16 protein-coding genes and 2 tRNA genes are annotated in these 18,151 nt (G+C 66.2%); 15 read left to right on the top strand and 3 right to left on the bottom strand.

The window, feature by feature from the left end; all coding sequences use genetic code 11:
* Positions 1-3: 3 nt before the first annotated feature.
* The 11 genes from ACTJKF_RS23865 (at position 4) to nagZ (ending at position 11,188) form a co-directional block, all read left to right on the top strand.
* Positions 4-1,056 (top strand): MucB/RseB C-terminal domain-containing protein, encoded by a 1,053-nt coding sequence (locus tag ACTJKF_RS23865; RefSeq protein WP_440626659.1) that lies wholly within the window; start codon positions 4-6, stop codon positions 1,054-1,056.
* A gap of 16 nt (positions 1,057-1,072) precedes the next feature.
* Positions 1,073-2,566: a DegQ family serine endoprotease gene (locus tag ACTJKF_RS23860; RefSeq protein ID WP_440626657.1), complete on the top strand. Its 1,494-nt coding sequence runs from the start codon at positions 1,073-1,075 to the stop codon at positions 2,564-2,566.
* 7 nt (positions 2,567-2,573) lie between these two features.
* Positions 2,574-2,810: a glutaredoxin family protein gene (locus ACTJKF_RS23855; protein ID WP_440626655.1), complete on the top strand. Its 237-nt coding sequence runs from the start codon at positions 2,574-2,576 to the stop codon at positions 2,808-2,810.
* Positions 2,811-3,007: 197 nt separating this feature from the next.
* Positions 3,008-4,801, top strand: a complete 1,794-nt coding sequence (lepA, locus tag ACTJKF_RS23850; protein WP_440626653.1) for a translation elongation factor 4 — start codon at positions 3,008-3,010, stop codon at positions 4,799-4,801.
* 16 nt (positions 4,802-4,817) lie between these two features.
* Positions 4,818-5,711: a signal peptidase I gene (gene lepB / locus ACTJKF_RS23845; protein WP_440626651.1), complete on the top strand. Its 894-nt coding sequence runs from the start codon at positions 4,818-4,820 to the stop codon at positions 5,709-5,711.
* 154 nt (positions 5,712-5,865) lie between these two features.
* On the top strand, positions 5,866-7,068 hold the full coding sequence (gene rnc / locus ACTJKF_RS23840; RefSeq protein WP_440626649.1) for a ribonuclease III: 1,203 nt from the start codon (positions 5,866-5,868) through the stop codon (positions 7,066-7,068).
* A 64-nt stretch (positions 7,069-7,132) separates the two neighbouring features.
* Positions 7,133-8,032 carry a GTPase Era gene (era, locus tag ACTJKF_RS23835; RefSeq protein ID WP_440626647.1) on the top strand — a complete coding sequence of 300 codons (900 nt, stop codon included), beginning with the start codon at positions 7,133-7,135 and terminating at the stop codon, positions 8,030-8,032.
* Positions 8,019-8,858 carry a DNA repair protein RecO gene (recO, locus tag ACTJKF_RS23830; protein ID WP_440626645.1) on the top strand — a complete coding sequence of 280 codons (840 nt, stop codon included), beginning with the start codon at positions 8,019-8,021 and terminating at the stop codon, positions 8,856-8,858. The genes era and recO overlap by 14 nt, the downstream gene beginning before the upstream one ends.
* Entirely contained in the window at positions 8,855-9,631 is a 777-nt protein-coding gene (pdxJ, locus tag ACTJKF_RS23825) for a pyridoxine 5'-phosphate synthase (RefSeq protein WP_440626643.1), read from the top strand. Before recO ends, pdxJ begins: the two co-directional genes overlap by 4 nt.
* Positions 9,632-9,701: 70 nt before the next feature.
* Entirely contained in the window at positions 9,702-10,142 is a 441-nt protein-coding gene (gene acpS / locus ACTJKF_RS23820; protein WP_440626642.1) for a holo-ACP synthase, read from the top strand.
* Between the two features lie 17 nt (positions 10,143-10,159).
* Complete coding sequence (nagZ, locus tag ACTJKF_RS23815) at positions 10,160-11,188, top strand: beta-N-acetylhexosaminidase (RefSeq protein WP_440626641.1); 1,029 nt, start codon at positions 10,160-10,162, stop codon at positions 11,186-11,188.
* 149 nt (positions 11,189-11,337) lie between these two features.
* On the opposite strand, the gene ACTJKF_RS23810 is transcribed toward nagZ, so the two are convergent.
* From ACTJKF_RS23810 to earP, 3 genes are all read right to left on the bottom strand, one after another.
* A complete protein-coding gene (locus ACTJKF_RS23810; RefSeq protein WP_440626640.1) occupies positions 11,338-12,723 on the bottom strand; it encodes a sigma-54-dependent transcriptional regulator in 1,386 nt (461 codons plus the stop codon).
* 269 nt (positions 12,724-12,992) lie between these two features.
* The gene (gene efp / locus ACTJKF_RS23805) at positions 12,993-13,550 is read right to left on the bottom strand and encodes an elongation factor P (RefSeq protein ID WP_057928039.1); all 558 of its coding nucleotides are present in this window, start codon (positions 13,548-13,550) and stop codon (positions 12,993-12,995) included.
* 128 nt (positions 13,551-13,678) lie between these two features.
* Entirely contained in the window at positions 13,679-14,872 is a 1,194-nt protein-coding gene (earP, locus tag ACTJKF_RS23800) for an elongation factor P maturation arginine rhamnosyltransferase EarP (protein ID WP_440626638.1), read from the bottom strand.
* 76 nt (positions 14,873-14,948) lie between these two features.
* Here earP and uvrC point away from each other — a divergent pair, with 76 nt between their 5' ends.
* The 4 genes from uvrC (at position 14,949) to ACTJKF_RS23780 (ending at position 18,042) form a co-directional block, all read left to right on the top strand.
* Positions 14,949-16,979 (top strand): excinuclease ABC subunit UvrC, encoded by a 2,031-nt coding sequence (uvrC, locus tag ACTJKF_RS23795; protein WP_440626637.1) that lies wholly within the window; start codon positions 14,949-14,951, stop codon positions 16,977-16,979.
* A gap of 107 nt (positions 16,980-17,086) precedes the next feature.
* On the top strand, positions 17,087-17,674 hold the full coding sequence (pgsA, locus tag ACTJKF_RS23790) for a CDP-diacylglycerol--glycerol-3-phosphate 3-phosphatidyltransferase (RefSeq protein ID WP_006757520.1): 588 nt from the start codon (positions 17,087-17,089) through the stop codon (positions 17,672-17,674).
* A gap of 163 nt (positions 17,675-17,837) precedes the next feature.
* Positions 17,838-17,913: transfer RNA gene (locus ACTJKF_RS23785), tRNA-Gly, on the top strand.
* A 53-nt stretch (positions 17,914-17,966) separates the two neighbouring features.
* Positions 17,967-18,042: transfer RNA gene (locus tag ACTJKF_RS23780), tRNA-Gly, on the top strand.
* Positions 18,043-18,151 lie beyond the last annotated feature (109 nt).

The following is an 18,151-nucleotide window of genomic DNA, read 5'->3' as shown; positions in this document are numbered from 1 at the left end:
CCGATGCGGACATTGCGGTTGAATCACGCCATCTCCGGATGGAAGCGGCTGCCGGCCCTCCTGCTTTGCGCAGCCGCCCTGTTGTCCGTCCAATCCCTTCCTGCCAGCGCCCAGCAACCGGACGATCCCGTCGCGACCCGCAAGGGTGCGGCGGACTGGCTCGACCGCATCCAGCAGGCGGCGCAGCAGCAGAGCTACGAGGGTACGTTCGTCTATCAGCGCGGCGGGTATGTCCAGTCGTCGCGCATCGCGCACGTGGCGTCCCGCGACGGCGAGTTCGAGCGCATCGAGTCGCTCGACGGCAAGCCGCGCAAGGTGCTGCGGCATAACGACGAGCTCTACACGTTCGTGCCCGAGCGCAAGCTGTGCGTGGTCGAGCGCCGCCAGACGCGCGACTCGTTCCCCGCGCTGCTCGGCGCGGGCGGCGAGCACGTGATGTCCGTCTATGATGCGAAGCTGCTCGGCAAGGATCGCGTGGCGGGGCTCGATGCGCAGGTCGTCGAACTCGTGCCGAAGGATGCGTACCGCTTCACCTACAAGCTGTGGGCCGACGCCCGCACCGGGCTGCTGCTGCGTTCGCAGACGCTCGACGCGAACGATCACGTGCTCGAGCAGATCGCGTTCTCGCAAGTCCAGACGGGCGGTTCGGCCGGCGACAAGGCGGCGATCGCGGCGGGCATGCGCAACCTGAGCGGCTGGACGGTGGTTCGCCCGCCGGTCGCGACCGTCGACATGGAAGCGCAGGGCTGGCAGATCGCGCCGACCGTCGCCGGGTTCCGGAAGATTCGCGAAGTGCGCCGGCCGATGGCCGCGCGCGACGCCGGCGATCCGCCGATTCCGGTCGACCAGGCCGTCTTCACCGACGGCCTCGCGACGATCTCCGTTTTCATCGAGCCGGCTGAAAAGAACACGCGCAAGGAAGGCGCGGGCAGCACCGGCGCGACCCACGTCCTCGTGAAGCGTCGCGGGGATTACTGGATCACCGTGCTCGGCGAAGTGCCGCCGGCCACGTTGCAGCAGTTCGCGTCTGCCATAGAATACAAGGCTTCCAAGTAACGCTACGGCTTCCGACATGACGAAACTCACGCTGCGCAAAGTGCTTGCGGTGGCGGCGCTGTGTGCCTGCCTGCCGCTCGTCCCGCAAACCGCGGCCGCTGTCACGCCTCCCGCTGCGAGCCTTCCCGACTTCGCCGATCTGGTCGAAAAGGTGGGCCCGGCGGTCGTGAACATCCGGACCACCGCGAACGTGCCGGTGCCCGGCCCGCGCGGCGTGCTGCCGCCGGGGTTCGACAATGGCGACATGTCGGAATTCTTCCGGCGCTTCTTCGGCATTCCGCTGCCGCAGGCGCCCGGCAACGGCAACGGCAACCCGAAGAACGCGCCGGCGCCGGACAACCCGCCCGACACCGAGCAGAATCGCGGCGTCGGTTCGGGCTTCATCGTGTCGGCGGACGGCTACGTGATGACCAATGCGCACGTCGTCGACGATGCGGACACCATCTACGTGACGCTGACCGACAAGCGCGAATTCAAGGCGAAGCTGATCGGCGTGGACGACCGCACGGACGTCGCGGTCGTCAAGATCCAGGCGTCGAACCTGCCGGTCGTTGCGATCGGCGATTCGAACAAGGTGCGCGTCGGCGAGTGGGTCGTCGCGATCGGTTCGCCGTTCGGCCTCGACAACACCGTGACGGCCGGCATCGTCAGCTCGAAGAGCCGCAACACGGGCGATTACCTGCCGTTCATCCAGACCGACGTCGCGGTGAACCCCGGCAACTCGGGCGGCCCGCTGATCAACATGCAGGGCGAGGTGATCGGCATCAACTCGCAGATCTACAGCCGCACCGGCGGTTTCATGGGCATTTCGTTCGCGATCCCGATCGACGAGGCGATGCGCGTGGCCGACCAGCTGAAGGCGACCGGCAAGGTGACGCGCGGCCGCATCGCGGTGGCGATCGGCGAGGTGACGAAGGACGTGGCCGATTCGATCGGGCTGCCGAAGGCCGAGGGTGCGCTCGTCAGCAGCGTGGAAGCGGGCGGTCCGGCCGACAAGGCGGGCATCCAGCCGGGCGACATCATCCTGAAGTTCAACGGCCGGCCGGTCGATACGGCGTCGGATCTGCCGCGCATGGTCGGCGACACGAAGCCGGGCACCAGGGCGACCGTCAGCGTGTGGCGCAAGGGTCAGGCACGCGATGTACCGATCACGATCGCCGAGACGCCGGCGGAGACGACGGCGAAGACCGAGCAGCGCAAGAACGCGCCGCAGAAGCCGCGCCCGGCCAATTCGCTCGGCCTGACGGTCAGCGACATTCCGGCGGACCAGATGAAGTCGCTGAAGCTGAAGAACGGTGTGCAGATCGACGGCGTCGACGGCCCGTCGGCCCGTGCGGGCCTGCAGCGCGGCGACATCGTGCTGCGCGTCGGCGACACCGACATCACGAGCGCGAAGCAGTTCGCCGAAGTGACCGCGCAGCTTGATCCGCAGAAGGCGGTCGCGGTGCTGGTGCGGCGCGGCGACAACACGCAGTTCGTGCCGGTGCGTCCGCGCCCGAGCCAGAAGTAACGCGCCGATGTTCACGCTCTACGGCCGCGGCTGGTGTCACCTGTGCGACGACATGCGCGACGCGCTGGCGCCCGTCGCGGCCGAATTCGGCGTCGCGGTCGACCATGTCGACATCGATGCCGATGCGGCGCTCGTCGCCCGCTACGACGAGGACGTTCCGGTGCTGCTGCTGGACGGCGCGGAAGTATGCCGCCACCGGTTCGACGAGGCGAGGGTGCGCGGCGCGCTTGCGGCCCGGCGCTGAATCCTGCCCGGACGCCGGCCGGTCGCGCCCCGTGATGGGCTTGCGCTGCCGGCTCGTCTGGCAAGGGCTCCGGCGGGGTGCGCCCCAAATTACCGCCCGGCCAAGGCCTTTTCGGCTAAAATAAGCCGTTTTTTCACCGACTTACAAGGCGTGCTCCGCAGTCGTCGAGCGCGCCTTTTTCGCTTGATCGGCACTGAATGGATCATATTCGCAATTTCTCGATCATCGCGCACATCGACCATGGCAAATCGACGCTCGCGGATCGCATCATCCAGGTATGCGGCGGCCTCGCCGACCGTGAAATGGAAGCGCAGGTGCTCGACTCGATGGATATCGAGCGCGAGCGCGGCATCACGATCAAGGCGCAGACGGCCGCACTGAGCTATCGCGCCCGCGACGGCAAGGTCTACAACCTCAACCTGATCGATACGCCGGGGCACGTCGACTTCTCGTACGAAGTCAGCCGTTCGCTGTCCGCGTGCGAAGGCGCGCTGCTCGTGGTCGACGCGAGCCAGGGCGTCGAGGCGCAGACGGTCGCGAACTGCTACACGGCGATCGAGCTCGGCGTCGAGGTCGTGCCGGTGCTGAACAAGATCGACCTGCCGGCCGCGAACCCCGAGAACGCGATCGAGGAGATCGAGGACGTGATCGGCATCGACGCGACCGACGCGACGCGCTGCAGCGCGAAGACGGGCCTCGGCGTCGAGGACGTGCTCGAAGCGCTGATCGCGAAGGTGCCGCCGCCGAAGGGCGATCCGGCCGCGCCGCTGCAGGCGCTGATCATCGACTCGTGGTTCGACAACTACGTCGGCGTCGTGATGCTCGTGCGCATCGTCAACGGCACGCTGCGCCCGAAGGACAAGATCAAGATGATGGCGACCGGCGCGCAGTATCCGGTCGAGCATGTCGGCGTGTTCACGCCGAAGTCGCGCAATCTCGACTCGCTGTCCGCGGGGCAGGTGGGCTTCATCATCGCCGGCATCAAGGAACTGACGGCCGCGAAGGTCGGCGATACCGTCACGCACGTGACCAAGGCTGCCGCGGAGCCGCTGCCGGGCTTCAAGGAAGTGAAGCCGCAGGTGTTCGCGGGCCTCTATCCGGTCGAAGCGAACCAGTACGACGCGCTGCGCGAGTCGCTCGAGAAGCTGAAGCTCAACGACGCGTCGCTGCAGTACGAACCGGAAGTGTCGCAGGCGCTCGGCTTCGGGTTCCGCTGCGGCTTCCTCGGGCTGCTGCACATGGAAATCGTGCAGGAGCGGCTCGAGCGCGAATTCGACATGGACCTCATCACGACCGCACCGACGGTCGTCTACGAGGTCGTGCAGAGCGATGGCTCGACGATCATGGTCGAGAACCCGGCAAAGATGCCGGAGCCCGGCCGCATCGCGGAAGTTCGCGAGCCGATCGTCACCGTGAACCTGTACATGCCGCAGGACTACGTCGGTTCCGTGATCACGCTGTGCGAGCAGAAGCGCGGCTCGCAGATCAACATGCAGTATCACGGCCGCCAGGTGCAGCTCACGTACGAGATCCCGATGGCGGAAATCGTGCTCGACTTCTTCGATCGACTGAAGTCGGTGTCGCGCGGCTATGCGTCGATGGACTACGAGTTCAAGGAATACCGCTCGTCGGACGTCGTGAAGGTCGACATGCTGATCAACGGCGACAAGGTCGACGCGCTGTCGATCATCGTGCACCGGTCGCAGTCGCAGTACCGCGGCCGTGAAGTCGCCGCGAAGATGCGCGAGATCATCCCGCGCCAGATGTACGACGTGGCGATCCAGGCCGCGATCGGCGCGCACATCGTTGCCCGCGAGAACATCAAGGCGCTGCGCAAGAACGTGCTCGCGAAGTGCTACGGCGGCGACATCACGCGAAAGAAGAAACTGCTCGAGAAGCAGAAAGAAGGTAAGAAACGCATGAAGCAGGTGGGTTCGGTCGAGATCCCGCAGGAGGCGTTCCTCGCGATCTTGCGCGTCGAAGACAAATAACAGGACTGATCCTTTTATGAATTTTGCGCTGATTCTTTTTGTGCTCGTCGTGGTGACGGGCGTAGCGTGGGTGTTGGACAAACTGGTGTTCCTGCCGCGGCGACGCAAGGCGGCCGATACGGCGATCGAGGAGTTCGATCGCCAGCAGTCGCGCATCGACAAGCGTTTCGCGGACGAAAACGCGGCGCAGACGCGTTCGAAGCTGCGCGACGAAAGGCTGCGCCAGCCGTGGTGGCTCGAGTACACCGCGAGCTTCTTCCCGGTGATCCTGGCCGTGTTCGTCGTGCGTTCGTTCGTCGTCGAGCCGTTCAAGATCCCGTCGGGCTCGATGGTGCCGACGCTGCTGGTCGGCGATTTCATCCTCGTCAACAAGTTCGAATACGGTCTGCGCCTGCCGATCACGAACACGAAGATCACGCAGGGTAGCCCGCTGTCGCGCGGCGACGTCGTCGTGTTCCGCTATCCGAAGGACGAGTCGGTCGACTACATCAAGCGCGTGATCGGCCTGCCGGGCGACACGGTCGCGTACCAGGACAAGCAGCTGACGATCAATGGTCAGCCGGTGCCCGAAACGCCGCTGCCGGATTTCTTCGACGACGAGCGGCAGAACTACGCGAAGCAGTTCGAGGAAACGCTCGGCACGAAGAAGAACGCGATCCTCAACAATCCCGCCGTGCCGCCGTTCGTGATGGGCGCCTACGACTATCCGTATCGTGACAACTGCACGTACAACAGCCGCGGTGTGATCTGCAAGGTGCCGCCCGGTCACTACTTCATGATGGGCGACAACCGCGACAACAGCGCGGACAGCCGCTATTGGGGTTTCGTGCCGGACAACAACATCGTCGGCCGCGCGTTCTTCATCTGGATGAACTTCAGCGACCTGAAGCGCATCGGTTCCTTCAACTGATCGCGTTCGACTCGCACGCAATACGCGGCGCACGGGCCGCGTCGCGTATTGCCGAACTACTTTAAGAACCGGCGGTAACACCGCCTCGCCACGCCTTTTCGCGTCCGGCCGTGCCGTTTCGGCCCGACCGGGCGCCCGCGTTATACTCCTGCACATGCCCCCATCCCAGTTGGAAAGCCGGCTACGCTACGAATTTCGCAATGCGGAATTGTTGCGTCAGGCTTTGACCCATCGCAGTCACAGTGCCACGCACAACGAGCGGCTCGAGTTTCTCGGCGACTCCGTTCTGAATTGCGCGGTGGCCGCCCTTTTGTTCCAGCGTTTCAGCAAGCTGGACGAAGGCGATCTGTCGCGCGTGCGCGCCAATCTCGTCAAGCAGCAGTCGCTGTATGAAATCGCTCAGGCCCTGAATATCTCCGAAGGATTGCGGCTGGGCGAGGGCGAGTTGCGCAGCGGCGGCTTCCGCCGCCCGTCGATCCTCGCGGACGCGTTCGAAGCCATCATCGGGGCCGTATTCCTCGATGGCGGCTTCGAAGCCGCCCAGGGGGTCATCAAGCGCCTCTATATCCCGATTCTCGACCACATCGATCCGCGCACGCTCGGCAAGGACGCGAAAACGCTGCTGCAGGAATACCTGCAAGGGCACAAGATCGCGCTGCCGACCTACACGGTCGTCGCGACCCATGGTGCGGCGCACAATCAACAGTTCGAGGTCGAATGCACGGTGCCCAAGCTCGACGTGAAGGTGTCGGGCTCCGGTGCGAGCCGGCGTGCGGCCGAGCAGGCTGCCGCGAAGAAGGCGCTCGACGAGGTGCTGGCGGCCGCGCCGATGCTGGCGGCGAAACCGAAGCGTTCGAAGAACGCACGCGGGTCGAAGCATGTCGAGCCCGAAATCGTGCCGGGCGTGAAGGGCGTGCAGGAAGCACTCGACCTGCGTTCCCCGGAACGGAAGGAACGTGCGGCGGCACGCGACGCGAAGGCGGCCGCAGCGGCGTCCGGCGCCGCCGCGGAGCCGGCCGAACGGCCGGCCCCGGCGCCGATGGCCGCGATTCGCGCAGCGCATGTGGAACCGGCTGCGGACAAGAGCGACCGGTCGACGAAGGCGACGGCCGATAAACCTGCCGAAAGGCCTGCCGAGAAGCCGGCGGAAGCCGCCCCCCGCGTCAGCGACAAGCCGGCCGGCATGGCGACCGAGCCGGGCGCATCGGTCACCGCCGAGAAGCCGGCCGCCGATTCCGATCCCGATTCGCGTGCGACGCCGCGCGCCCGCGATGCCGCGGCGCCCGACTCCGAGACGCCGCCGGGCGGTGCAAGCCTCGCTGCCGCGCAGGCGCGCGTGGCTGATGCCGACCACTGAAATTGCCCATCGATCGTGCCGCACGTCGTCGCGCGGCCGGTTCTGAACCTGTCTCCCAAACGATATGAACACTCCCGCTCCTACCGGATTCCGTTGCGGCATGATCGCGATCGTGGGCCGTCCGAACGTCGGCAAGTCGACGTTGATGAACGCACTCGTCGGCCAGAAGATCAGCATCACGTCGCGCAAGGCGCAAACGACCCGCCATCGCATCACCGGCATCAACACGTTCGACGACGCGCAATTCGTGTTCGTCGACACGCCGGGCTTCCAGACCCGCCACAGCACCGCGCTGAACCGCTCGCTGAATCGCGCGGTCACGTCGACCCTCACGTCGGTCGACGTGATCCTGTTCGTGATCGAGGCCGGCCGCTTCGGGCCCGACGACCAGAAGGTGCTCGACCTGATCCCGCCCGGCATGCCGACGCTGCTGATCGCGAACAAGATCGACCGCGTGACCGACAAGGCGAAGCTGTTCCCGTTCATGCAGCAGATGAGCGGGCTGCGCGAATTCACCGAACTCGTGCCGCTGTCGGCGCAGCGGCCGGAAGACATCAAGCGCCTGCTGGATACGGTCAAGCCGTACCTGCCGGAAGGCGAGCCGATCTACGGCGAGGACGAGCTGACCGACCGCAGCTCGCGCTTCCTCGCAGCCGAGATCCTGCGCGAGAAGGTGTTCCGCTGGACCGGCGACGAACTGCCTTACACGAGCACCGTCCTGATCGACAAGTTCGAGGAGGAAGGGCGCCTGAAGCGCATCTTCGCGACGATCCTCGTCGAACGCGATTCGCACAAGGCGATGGTGATCGGAAAGAAGGGCGAGAAGCTCAAGCAGATCAGCACCGAGGCGCGGATGGACATGGAAAAGCTGTTCGACGGCCCCGTGTACCTCGAGACCTTCGTGAAGGTGAAGAGCGGCTGGGCCGACAACGAGGCGGGGCTGCGCGCCTATGGGTACGAATGACGCGCTGACGTCGACCGAAGACGCGGTGACCGCCGGCGCGAACGACGCGCCGCTGCCGGCACCGCCCGAACCGCCGCGCCGGAAGGCGCGGCGCGCGACGTCTCGCACGTCCGATTTCCGCGTCGCCGAGCAACCGGCGTTCGTGCTGCACAGCTATCCGTACCGGGAAACGAGCCTGATCATCGACGTGCTCACGCGCGATCACGGCCGTCTCGCGCTCGTCGCGAAGGGCGCGAAGCGCCCGCACTCCGCGTTGCGCGGCGTGCTCCAGACGTTCCAGCCGTTGCTGCTGTCCTGGTCGGGCAAATCCGAAGTGCGCACGCTGACGGGCGCCGAGTGGGTGGGCGGGATGCTGCCGCTCGGCGGCGAGGGCCTGCTGTGCGGCTTCTACGCGAACGAGCTGCTCGTGAAATTCTGCGCGCGCGAGGATCCCCAGCCGCCGCTCTTCAATCACTACGTGCTGACGCTCACCCGCCTCGCGCACGGCGAACCCGCGGTGCAGGTGCTGCGCTCGTTCGAGCGCGTGCTGTTGCGCGAGACCGGTTATGCGATGGCGCTGAACCGCACGGTCGCGCGCCGCGCGGTCGAGCCCGATTGCCGCTATGTGTTCGATCCCGAGCGTGGCGTGCGCAATGCGGACGACGACGTGCCGTCGCACTGGCCGGTCATTACCGGACAGACGTTGCTCGACATGGAGCAGGACGATTACCATCGAGCTCAGACGGTCGCGCAAAGCAAGACGCTGATGCGCTTCCTGTTGAACACCTATCTCGGCGGTACGCCGCTTGCCACGCGTCAGATCCTGATCGACCTGCAAAACCTATGAGCTTCTTCCTGACAACGCCCACTGTCATCGACCTCGGCGTGAATATCGACCACGTCGCGACGCTGCGCAACGCGCGCGGTACGACCTATCCCGATCCGATCCGCGCGGCGCTCGCCGCCGAAGAGGCCGGTGCGGACGCGATCACGCTGCACCTGCGCGAGGACCGCCGCCACATCGTCGACGCCGACGTGCGCAAGCTGCGCCCGCTGCTGAAGACGCGGATGAACCTCGAATGCGCGGTGACGGCCGAGATGCTCGACATCGCATGCGAAGTGCGTCCGCACGACGCGTGCCTCGTGCCCGAGAAGCGCGAGGAGCTGACGACCGAAGGCGGCCTCGACGTCGCCGGCCGCTTCGAGGCCGTGCGTGCGGCATGCAGGCAACTTGCCGACGCAGGCGTGCGCGTGTCGCTGTTCATCGATCCGGACGAGACGCAGATCCGTGCCGCGCACGAAGCCGGCGCGCCGGTGATCGAGCTGCATACCGGCCGCTACGCCGATGCGCACGACGAAGCTGAGCAGCAGCGCGAATACGAGCGCATCGTCGCGGGCGTGCAGGCCGGCGCGCAACTGGGCCTGAAGGTCAACGCCGGTCACGGCCTGCATTACACGAACGTGCAGCAGATCGCCGCGATCGACGGCATCGTCGAACTGAACATCGGCCACGCGCTCGTCGCGCATGCGATCTTCGCGGGCTGGGACAACGCGGTACGCGAGATGAAGGCGATCATGGTCGCCGCGCGTGTCGCCGCGTTGCACGGCGGCGCGCGCTGACGCATGAATGCCATGCGCGCGCACTTCGCGGGCTGCCCGGCATCGTCCGCACGTCACGGGGGGCGCTGACATGGCGATCTACGGCATCGGCACCGACATCGTCCAGGTGAGCCGCATCGCGGCCGTGCTCGAGCGCACGGGTGGCCGCTTTGCCGAGAAGGTGCTCGGCCCCGACGAGCTGCGTGTGTTCCATGCGCGCCGTGCGCGCTCCGAGGCGCGCGGCATCGCGTTTCTCGCGACGCGTTTCTCCGCGAAGGAAGCGTTCTCGAAAGCGATCGGGCTCGGCATGCACTGGCCGATGACGTGGCGCGCGCTGCAGACCCTCAACCAGCGCAGCGGCGAACCGTACGTCGTAGCGTCCGGCGAACTGGCCGACTGGCTCGCCGCGCGCGGCATCACGGCGCGCGTGACGGTCAGCGACGAACGCGACTACGCGGTGTCGTTCGTGATCGCCGAGACCGGCGCGGCAGCGCCGCCCGCACCCGAACCTGTTTCCCGAACCACTTCCTGACGGACTTCCCGATTCTGATGAAAACGACTCCCGGCCCGGTCATGCTCGACGTCGTCGGCACGGCCCTGTCGCGCGACGATGCGCGGCGCCTTGCGCATCCGAATACCGGCGGCGTGATCCTGTTCGCGCGGCATTTCCAGAACCGCGCGCAGCTGACCGCGCTGACCGACTCGATCCGCGCGGTGCGCGACGACATCCTGATCGCGGTCGATCACGAAGGCGGCCGCGTGCAGCGGTTTCGCACCGACGGCTTCACGGTGCTGCCCGCGATGCGCCGCCTCGGCGAACTGTGGGACCGCGACGTGCTGCTCGCGACGAAGGTCGCGACCGCGGTCGGCTATATCCTGGCCGCCGAATTGCGCGCGTGCGGAATCGACATGAGCTTCACGCCGGTGCTCGATCTCGATTACGGGCACTCGAAGGTGATCGGCGATCGCGCGTTCCATCGCGACCCGCGCGTCGTCACGCTGCTCGCGAAGAGCCTGAATCACGGGCTGTCGCTCGCCGGCATGGCGAACTGCGGCAAGCATTTCCCGGGGCACGGCTTCGCGGAAGCCGACTCGCACGTCGCATTGCCGACCGACGACCGGTCGCTCGACGCGATTCTCAAGCAGGACGTCCCGCCGTACGACTGGCTTGGCCTGTCGCTGTCCGCGGTGATTCCCGCGCACGTGATCTACACGCAGGTCGACAAGCGGCCGGCCGGCTTCTCGCGCGTGTGGCTGCAGGACATCCTGCGCGGGCAACTGGGCTTCACCGGCGCGATCTTCAGCGACGACCTGTCGATGGAAGCCGCGCGCGAAGGCGGCACGCTCACGCAGGCGGCCGATGCGGCGCTCGCCGCCGGCTGCGACATGGTGCTCGTCTGCAACCAGCCGGACGCGGCCGAGGTCGTGCTGAACGAACTGAAGGCGCAGGTATCGGCGGAGTCGGGGCGGCGCATCAAGCGCATGCGGGCGCGCGGCAAGGCGCCCAAGTGGGACAAGCTGATCGGGCAGCCCGATTATCTGCAGGCGCAGGCGTTGCTGAACCGCGCGCTGGCTTGAGCGGAGCAGGGCGGCGCGCTGCCGCCTTGCCGGCTGCCGAAAACAAAAAGCCGCGCTTTTGCGCGGCTTTCTTCATGACAGGCGTGAAGCAGGGGGGGTACGCAACTAACCGTCAGACCCGCCCAGCCCCCTCGACAACCGCGGCCCGGTCAGTTGACCTTCATTCGCTGCAGCTTGTTGTACAGCGTCTTGGGGCTGATGCCGAGCAGCGTCGCCGCGCGATGGCGCGTGCCGCCGACCGCGTCGAGCGTCGCGCGGATCAGCAGATCCTCGACGTCGGACAGCGGGGTGCCGACCTTGATCTGCACGCTGCTGCCGTTCAGCGCGGCGCCGGCCGCGAAGCTCGCTTCGCCCGCACGCAGCGTTTCGATGAAGTCGCCGGATGCGTCATACGCGAAGCGCACGCGTTCCTGCAGTTCGCGCACGTTGCCGGGCCATTCGTACGACAGGCATTCGCGCACGAAGCCGGGCGCCGCGCGCTTGTCGGTCGTGCTGCGGCCTGTGGCGCGCGCTTCGCGATTCAGTTCGTCGATCAGTGCGTCCGCGATGGCGAGTGCATCGCCGTCGCGCTCGCGCAGCGGCGGCATCATGATCGACGCCGCATCGAGACGCAGCCACAGATCCTCGCGCAGCGTGCCGTTCGCGACCGCCTCGCGCGCCGGGCGGCGCGTGGTCGCGATCAGCCGGAAGTCGCTCGCGATCGAGCTCGTGCCGCCGATCCGCATGAAATTCTGCGAGTCGAGCGCATGCAGCAGCGCTTCCTGCAGCACGAGCGGCAGGGCGGTGATCTCGTCGAGGAACAGCGTGCCGCCGCCGGCCTGTTCGAACAGGCCCGATTCGCGCCGCTCGGCGCCGTCGAATGCGCCGCGCTCATGGCCGAACAGCACGCTGTCGAGCGACGCGCCGTGGCGGCCGGCCGCCGCGATCGTGCGGCAGTCGAACGACACGAACGGCCCCTTGCGGCGCCGGCTCAGGTCGTGCAGCGTGCGCGCGGCCAGCTTCTTGCCGGTGCCGGCTTCGCCAGCGAACAGCACGGCCGTTTCGGTGCGCGCGTTGTGCTCGATCATGTCGTACACGTGCTGCATCGCCTCGCTGCGGCCGACCAGTGCACCGAAGCGGCCGAGGTGGCGCAGCGACGCGCGCAGCGTCTGCACTTCGTCGATCAGTTCGTAGGGCCGCGGAATCCGGGCCAGCAGGCTGCGCAGGCGTGGAATGTTGATCGGCTTGAGCAGGTAGTCCCAGATGCCGTGACGCAGGCCTTCGATCGCGCTTTCGACCGTCGCGTTGCCCGTCAGCACGATCACCGGCAGCGAACCGTTCGGCTGCTGCTGCGGCAGGTGCTGGAGCAGGTCGAACCCGCTGCCGTCCGGCAGGTTCAGGTCGACGAGGACGACATCGGGAATCGAGCGGCCGAGCGCCGTGCGTGCTTCGGTAAGCGACGTAGCCGTGTCGACCGAGAAGCCGTCCGCGGCAAGCAGCGCGGTGAGGCCGGAGAGACTGTTGGGATCGTCTTCGACAATCAGGGCGTGTGGCATGGTGGACGCGAGTCGAGTCAAGAGAGGCGGGCTGTCGGCCATCGAGCAGGCTGCAGCCGCATGTCAGATTAAAAACTGATTCTATGCCCCGCTGAACGCGCGACGTGCATTATTTCTTCGTCGCTATAAAACAGTTACCGATGATACAAATTGAATACCTTTAGTGCTGGATTTTGTGTTGCCCATGGTACCGCGCGCGGTGCTGTTGGCGGCAGACAAATAAAAAGCGCCCCGAAGGGCGCTTTATTCGACACGGCAATCGCGGGCGATTACGCGCGGCTGCGGTATTCGTTCGTGCGCGTATCGATTTCGATCTTGTCACCGGTGTTGCAGAACAGCGGCACTTGCAGTTCGAAGCCCGTCGCGAGCTTGGCGTTCTTCAGCACCTTGCCCGACGACGTGTCGCCCTTGACTGCCGGCTCCGTGTAGGTGATCTCGCGAACGAGGACCGTCGGCAGTTCGACAGAAATCGCCTTCTCGTTGTAGAACACGACTTCGCAAGCCATGCCGTCTTCGAGGTAGTTCAGCGCTTCGCCCATCATTTCCGCTTCGACTTCGAACTGGTTGTAGTCGGCGTCCATGAACACGTACATCGGGTCGGCAAAGTACGAGTACGTCACTTCCTTGCGGTCGAGCACGACGACGTCGAACTTGTCGTCAGCCTTGTAGACCGATTCCTGACCTGCGTTCGTCAGCAGGTTCTTCATCTTCATCTTGACGACGGCGGAGTTACGGCCCGACTTGTTGTATTCGGCCTTGGCGATGACCCATGCGTCGCTGCCGATCTGCACGACGTTGCCTACGCGGAGTTCCTGTGCGGTTTTCATAAAAAAACTGTCCTGATCAAATCAAATAAATAGGTGCCTGAGCGTTGCGCAACGGGTGAGGCGCCAAGCGTGCTTTTCCGGTGGACGCCAAAAGCGAGCGCTTGCCTGGTCAGCCGTCGGATAACCGCTTATTTTAACTGAGATTTTGCGTATTCCGCCAGCTTTCCGGCGAGATCGCCGACGCTCGCCAGTGCGTCGGCCCAGCGGGCTGCATTGGCGTCCAGCGCGGCACGGTGCTGGCGCAAATCGGCCCAGTCGGGCGTGCCGGCGCCGTTCCATGCATGCCAGAAGCGCTCGAGCGCGGCGCGTGGCGCGTCGGCAAGGCCGGCCGACAGGTGCGCAAGCGCCGCGTCGAGCTTCGGCAGGTGCGCATCGTCGGCCTGCGGGTAGATCTGCCAGACGAACGGCTTGCGCGCCCATTGCGCGCGGACGAACGAGTCCTCGCCACGCACGAAATTGACGTCGGCCACCCACAGCAGCGCGTCATAGTCGGCCTGCGGGACGAACGCCAGCCCGTATGCGCTCAGGTTGCCACGCGTCGCGCGTGCGCCGGCGCCGAACGATTCGACCCCGAAAAAGCGGGCCACGTCGGGCGACACGCGGCCGGCGGGCACGAGCGCGACGACGGGCGACGGGCTGTCGCGCCACTGCGCGAGCAGCGCGTCGACGGCCGGGTTTTCATACGCGAACAGGCTGACGACCGTTGTGCCGGGCGCCGGCGGCGCGTCGCCGGTCGCACGCTGCCACCAGGCGGTACGCGCCGCCGCGTCGGCTTCGAAGGCGGCGCGGCGCGCGTCGAGATCGTGTTCCTTCAGCACGCCGCCCGTGCCGGCCGACAGTCCCGGGAAGAAGAACGTCTTCAGCAGCGGATAGCGCGGATGCGGCGACGGGCGCAAATGGAAATCCGCGACCCAGTCCTCGGCGCTCAGGTATTCGAGGTTGATCCAGACGGGACGGCGCGCGCGGCGCGCCATCGCCGCGAGATACGCGCCGGGCAGCTCGCACGCGAACGCCTCGATCACGACATCGGCGATCTCCAGCGCGTCGCCGACTTCCGCGTGCCAGTGTTCGACCACGATGCCGTCGAGCGTCTGCCGCCCCGCATCGGGATCGACCCCCGGCAGCAGCCGCGCGAACGTGCGCAGGTCGTCGATGAAGAGGCGCACCTGCCAGTCGTGTTCGTGCGCGAGCTGGCGGGCGAGGCGCCAGCACACGCCGATGTCGCCGAAGTTGTCGATCACGGTGCAGAAGAGGTCGCACGCGATCGGTTCGTCGGGCGCGAGCGATGAAGGCGAGGCGGGGACGGAGGTGGTGCTGGGCATCGAAGCGGGCCGGTGAATGCTCTAAACTGGCGATTCTAATGGACCTGTTCCGCGCCACAAGGCACCCGGATCACGCATGACACCCCCAGAAGCCGCCGACCTCCCGTTCGAACCGAAGAAGATCCTCGCGCAGTTGCCGCACCTGCCGGGCGTCTACCGCTACTACGACACGGCGGGTGCCGTGCTTTACGTCGGCAAGGCGCGCGACCTGAAGAAGCGTGTCTCGAGCTATTTCACGAAGACCCAGCTGTCGCCGCGCATCGCGATGATGGTCACGCGCATCGCGCGCATCGAGACGACCGTCACACGCTCGGAGGCCGAGGCGCTGCTGCTCGAGAACAACCTGATCAAGGCGCTGGCGCCGCGCTACAACATCCTGTTTCGCGACGACAAGTCGTATCCGTACCTGAAGCTCACCGCGCACCGCTTTCCGCGCATGGCGTACTACCGCGGCTCGGTCGACAAGCAGAACCAGTATTTCGGGCCGTTCCCGAGCGCGTGGGCCGTGCGCGAGAGCATCCAGATCCTGCAGCGCGTGTTCCAGTTGCGCACCTGCGAGGACTCGGTCTTCAACAATCGCACGCGGCCGTGCCTGCTGCATCAGATCGGGCGCTGCACGGCACCGTGCGTCGGTGCGATTTCCGCGGACGACTACGCGATCGACGTGTCGAATGCCGCGCGCTTCCTGCTCGGCCGGCAGTCCGAAGTGATGAAGGAACTCGAGCAGAAGATGCACGCGTTCGCGGCCGAGCTGAAGTTCGAGCAGGCGGCGGCCGTGCGCAACCAGATGAGCTCGCTCGCGACGGTGTTGCATCAGCAGGCGATCGAGGTCGGCAGCGACAGCGACGTCGACATCCTGGCGGTCGTCGCGCAGGGCGGGCGCGTGTGCGTGAACCTGGCGATGGTGCGCGGCGGCCGGCATCTCGGCGACAAGGCCTATTTCCCGACGCACGTCGAAAGTGCGCTGACGCTTGCGGAAGGCGGGCTCGGCGACGAGGCCGAGGTGGCGGACGCCGCCGCCGAAGCCGCTGGCGCGTTGCCCGACCCGCTCGCGGAAGAAGCGGCCGGGGCACGCGATGCGGGGGCGTCGGTCGAGGCCGAGGTGCTCGATGCGTTCATCGCGCAGCACTATCTCGGCAACCGCGTGCCGCCCGTGCTGGTCGTGAGCCATGCGCCCGCGAGCCGCGATTTGCTCGAACTGCTGTCCGAGCAGGCGGGCCACAAGGTGTCGCTCGTGCGTCAGCCGCAAGGGCAGCGGCGCGCATGGCTGTCGATGGCCGAGCAGAATGCGCGGCTCGCGCTCGCGCGGCTGCTGTCCGAGCAGGGCTCGCAGCAGGCGCGCACGCGCGCGCTCGCGGAGACGCTCAGCTTCGAATGCGACGATCTCGCGACGCTGCGCATCGAATGCTTCGACATCAGCCATACGATGGGCGAGGCGACGCAGGCGTCGTGCGTCGTCTATCACCATCACAAGATGCAGTCGGGCGAGTACCGTCGCTACAACATTACCGGGATCACGCCGGGAGACGATTACGCGGCGATGCGGCAGGTGCTGACGCGCCGCTACGAGAAGATGGTCGAGCAGGCCGCGCAGGCGGCCGCCGCCGACGCCGCGGCCGGCATCGACGGCGAATCGACTCGCCAGGCCGAGGCGTCGGGCTTGCTGCCGAACATCGTGTTGATCGATGGGGGCAAGGGTCAGGTCGAGATCGCGCGCCAGGTATTTACCGAGCTCGGGCTCGACACGTCGATGCTGGTCGGCGTCGCGAAGGGCGAGGGGCGCAAGGTTGGTCTCGAGACGCTCGTGTTCGCGGACGGCCGCACGCCGCTCGAGCTTGGCAAGGAGAGTGCCGCGTTGATGCTCGTCGCGCAGATCCGCGACGAGGCGCACCGTTTTGCGATCACGGGGATGCGCGCGAAGCGGGCGAAGGCCCGGCAGACCTCCCGGCTCGAGGAGCTTGAAGGGGTCGGTGCGAAACGTCGACAGCGGCTGCTCGCGCGATTCGGCGGGCTGCGCGGGGTGGTTGCCGCGAGCGTCGAGGAACTGGCGAGCGTCGATGGCATCTCGCATGCGCTCGCCGAGCAGATCTACAAGCAGCTTCACTGATCCGGCCGTGCGGCCGGCGGCCCCTGCGCGCGTTCTCGCGTTCTCGCGTTCTTGTGGCAGGCCGGTCGACACGGCACAATTGCGAATCCTTTACTGACCCGCATGCCATGCCGTTCAATTTCCCGATTTTCCTGACGTGGGTACGGATCGTGCTGATCCCGCTCGTCGTCGGCGTGTTCTATCTGCCGGACACGGTGATGGGCGGCGCGCACCGCAACCTCGCGGCAGCGGCGATCTTCATCCTCGCCGCGCTGACCGACTGGTTCGACGGGTTTCTGGCCCGCAAGTGGAACCAGACGTCGTCGTTCGGCGCGTTCCTCGACCCGGTGGCGGACAAGCTGATGGTGACGGCCGCGCTGCTGATCCTCGTGCAGATTTCGCGGGTCGATGCGGCGATCGCGCTCGTGATCGTCGGTCGCGAGATCGCGATCTCGGCGCTGCGCGAATGGATGGCACAGATCGGCGCATCGAAGAGCGTCGCGGTGAATCAGCTCGGCAAGTTCAAGACCGCGTGCCAGATGGTCGCGATCCCGATGCTGCTGTACTACGGCCCGCTGCCGCTCGGCATCGCGACGATCGACACGCGCGTGTGGGGCGAGTGGCTGATGTATCTCGCGGCGGTGCTGACGATCTGGTCGATGCTGTACTACATGAAGCTCGCATGGCCGCAGATTCGCGAGCGCGGCGGCGCGTGACGGGCCCCGCACCGGGGCCTGGACATTCGAGCGTGCAGGTTTTTTGGAAAAAGGGCTGGAAAAGCTCTTGACACACGAATGTGCCTTCGACATAATCTCGCTTCTCCGCTGCACGACGAAGTAAGTGTGTGACGGGGAAGCAGTAGAAGTGGCGCAGCAATACGCGGGAGTAGCTCAGTTGGTAGAGCGCAACCTTGCCAAGGTTGAGGTCGCGAGTTCGAGACTCGTCTCCCGCTCCAGATTTTTTCTGGCAGCGTGTTGTGCGGCAAAGCGCTGCAGATGCAGGACACATGCGGGAGTAGCTCAGTTGGTAGAGCGCAACCTTGCCAAGGTTGAGGTCGCGAGTTCGAGACTCGTCTCCCGCTCCAGATTTTTCTGGCAGCGTGTTGTACGGCAAGGCGCTGCAGGTGCAGGACAATGCGGGAGTAGCTCAGTTGGTAGAGCGCAACCTTGCCAAGGTTGAGGTCGCGAGTTCGA

The sequence above is a fragment of the Burkholderia sp. 22313 genome (genome assembly GCF_052045245.1).
Lineage (GTDB): Bacteria > Pseudomonadota > Gammaproteobacteria > Burkholderiales > Burkholderiaceae > Burkholderia.
This window is presented reverse-complemented; position numbering and strand designations above follow the sequence as displayed.

Excerpts from the sequence above, each read along its gene's own strand:
- ACTJKF_RS23865 (WP_440626659.1), top strand. The coding sequence starts at position 4 with ATGCGGACATTGCGGTTGAATCACGCCATCTCCGGATGGAAGCGGCTG.
- ACTJKF_RS23860 (WP_440626657.1), top strand. The coding sequence starts at position 1,073 with ATGACGAAACTCACGCTGCGCAAAGTGCTTGCGGTGGCGGCGCTGTGT.
- ACTJKF_RS23855 (WP_440626655.1), top strand. The coding sequence starts at position 2,574 with ATGTTCACGCTCTACGGCCGCGGCTGGTGTCACCTGTGCGACGACATG.
- lepA (WP_440626653.1), top strand. The coding sequence starts at position 3,008 with ATGGATCATATTCGCAATTTCTCGATCATCGCGCACATCGACCATGGC.
- lepB (WP_440626651.1), top strand. The coding sequence starts at position 4,818 with ATGAATTTTGCGCTGATTCTTTTTGTGCTCGTCGTGGTGACGGGCGTA.
- rnc (WP_440626649.1), top strand. The coding sequence starts at position 5,866 with ATGCCCCCATCCCAGTTGGAAAGCCGGCTACGCTACGAATTTCGCAAT.
- era (WP_440626647.1), top strand. The coding sequence starts at position 7,133 with ATGAACACTCCCGCTCCTACCGGATTCCGTTGCGGCATGATCGCGATC.
- recO (WP_440626645.1), top strand. The coding sequence starts at position 8,019 with ATGGGTACGAATGACGCGCTGACGTCGACCGAAGACGCGGTGACCGCC.
- pdxJ (WP_440626643.1), top strand. The coding sequence starts at position 8,855 with ATGAGCTTCTTCCTGACAACGCCCACTGTCATCGACCTCGGCGTGAAT.
- acpS (WP_440626642.1), top strand. The coding sequence starts at position 9,702 with ATGGCGATCTACGGCATCGGCACCGACATCGTCCAGGTGAGCCGCATC.
- nagZ (WP_440626641.1), top strand. The coding sequence starts at position 10,160 with ATGAAAACGACTCCCGGCCCGGTCATGCTCGACGTCGTCGGCACGGCC.
- ACTJKF_RS23810 (WP_440626640.1), bottom strand. The coding sequence starts at position 12,723 with ATGCCACACGCCCTGATTGTCGAAGACGATCCCAACAGTCTCTCCGGC.
- efp (WP_057928039.1), bottom strand. The coding sequence starts at position 13,550 with ATGAAAACCGCACAGGAACTCCGCGTAGGCAACGTCGTGCAGATCGGC.
- earP (WP_440626638.1), bottom strand. The coding sequence starts at position 14,872 with ATGCCCAGCACCACCTCCGTCCCCGCCTCGCCTTCATCGCTCGCGCCC.
- uvrC (WP_440626637.1), top strand. The coding sequence starts at position 14,949 with ATGACACCCCCAGAAGCCGCCGACCTCCCGTTCGAACCGAAGAAGATC.
- pgsA (WP_006757520.1), top strand. The coding sequence starts at position 17,087 with ATGCCGTTCAATTTCCCGATTTTCCTGACGTGGGTACGGATCGTGCTG.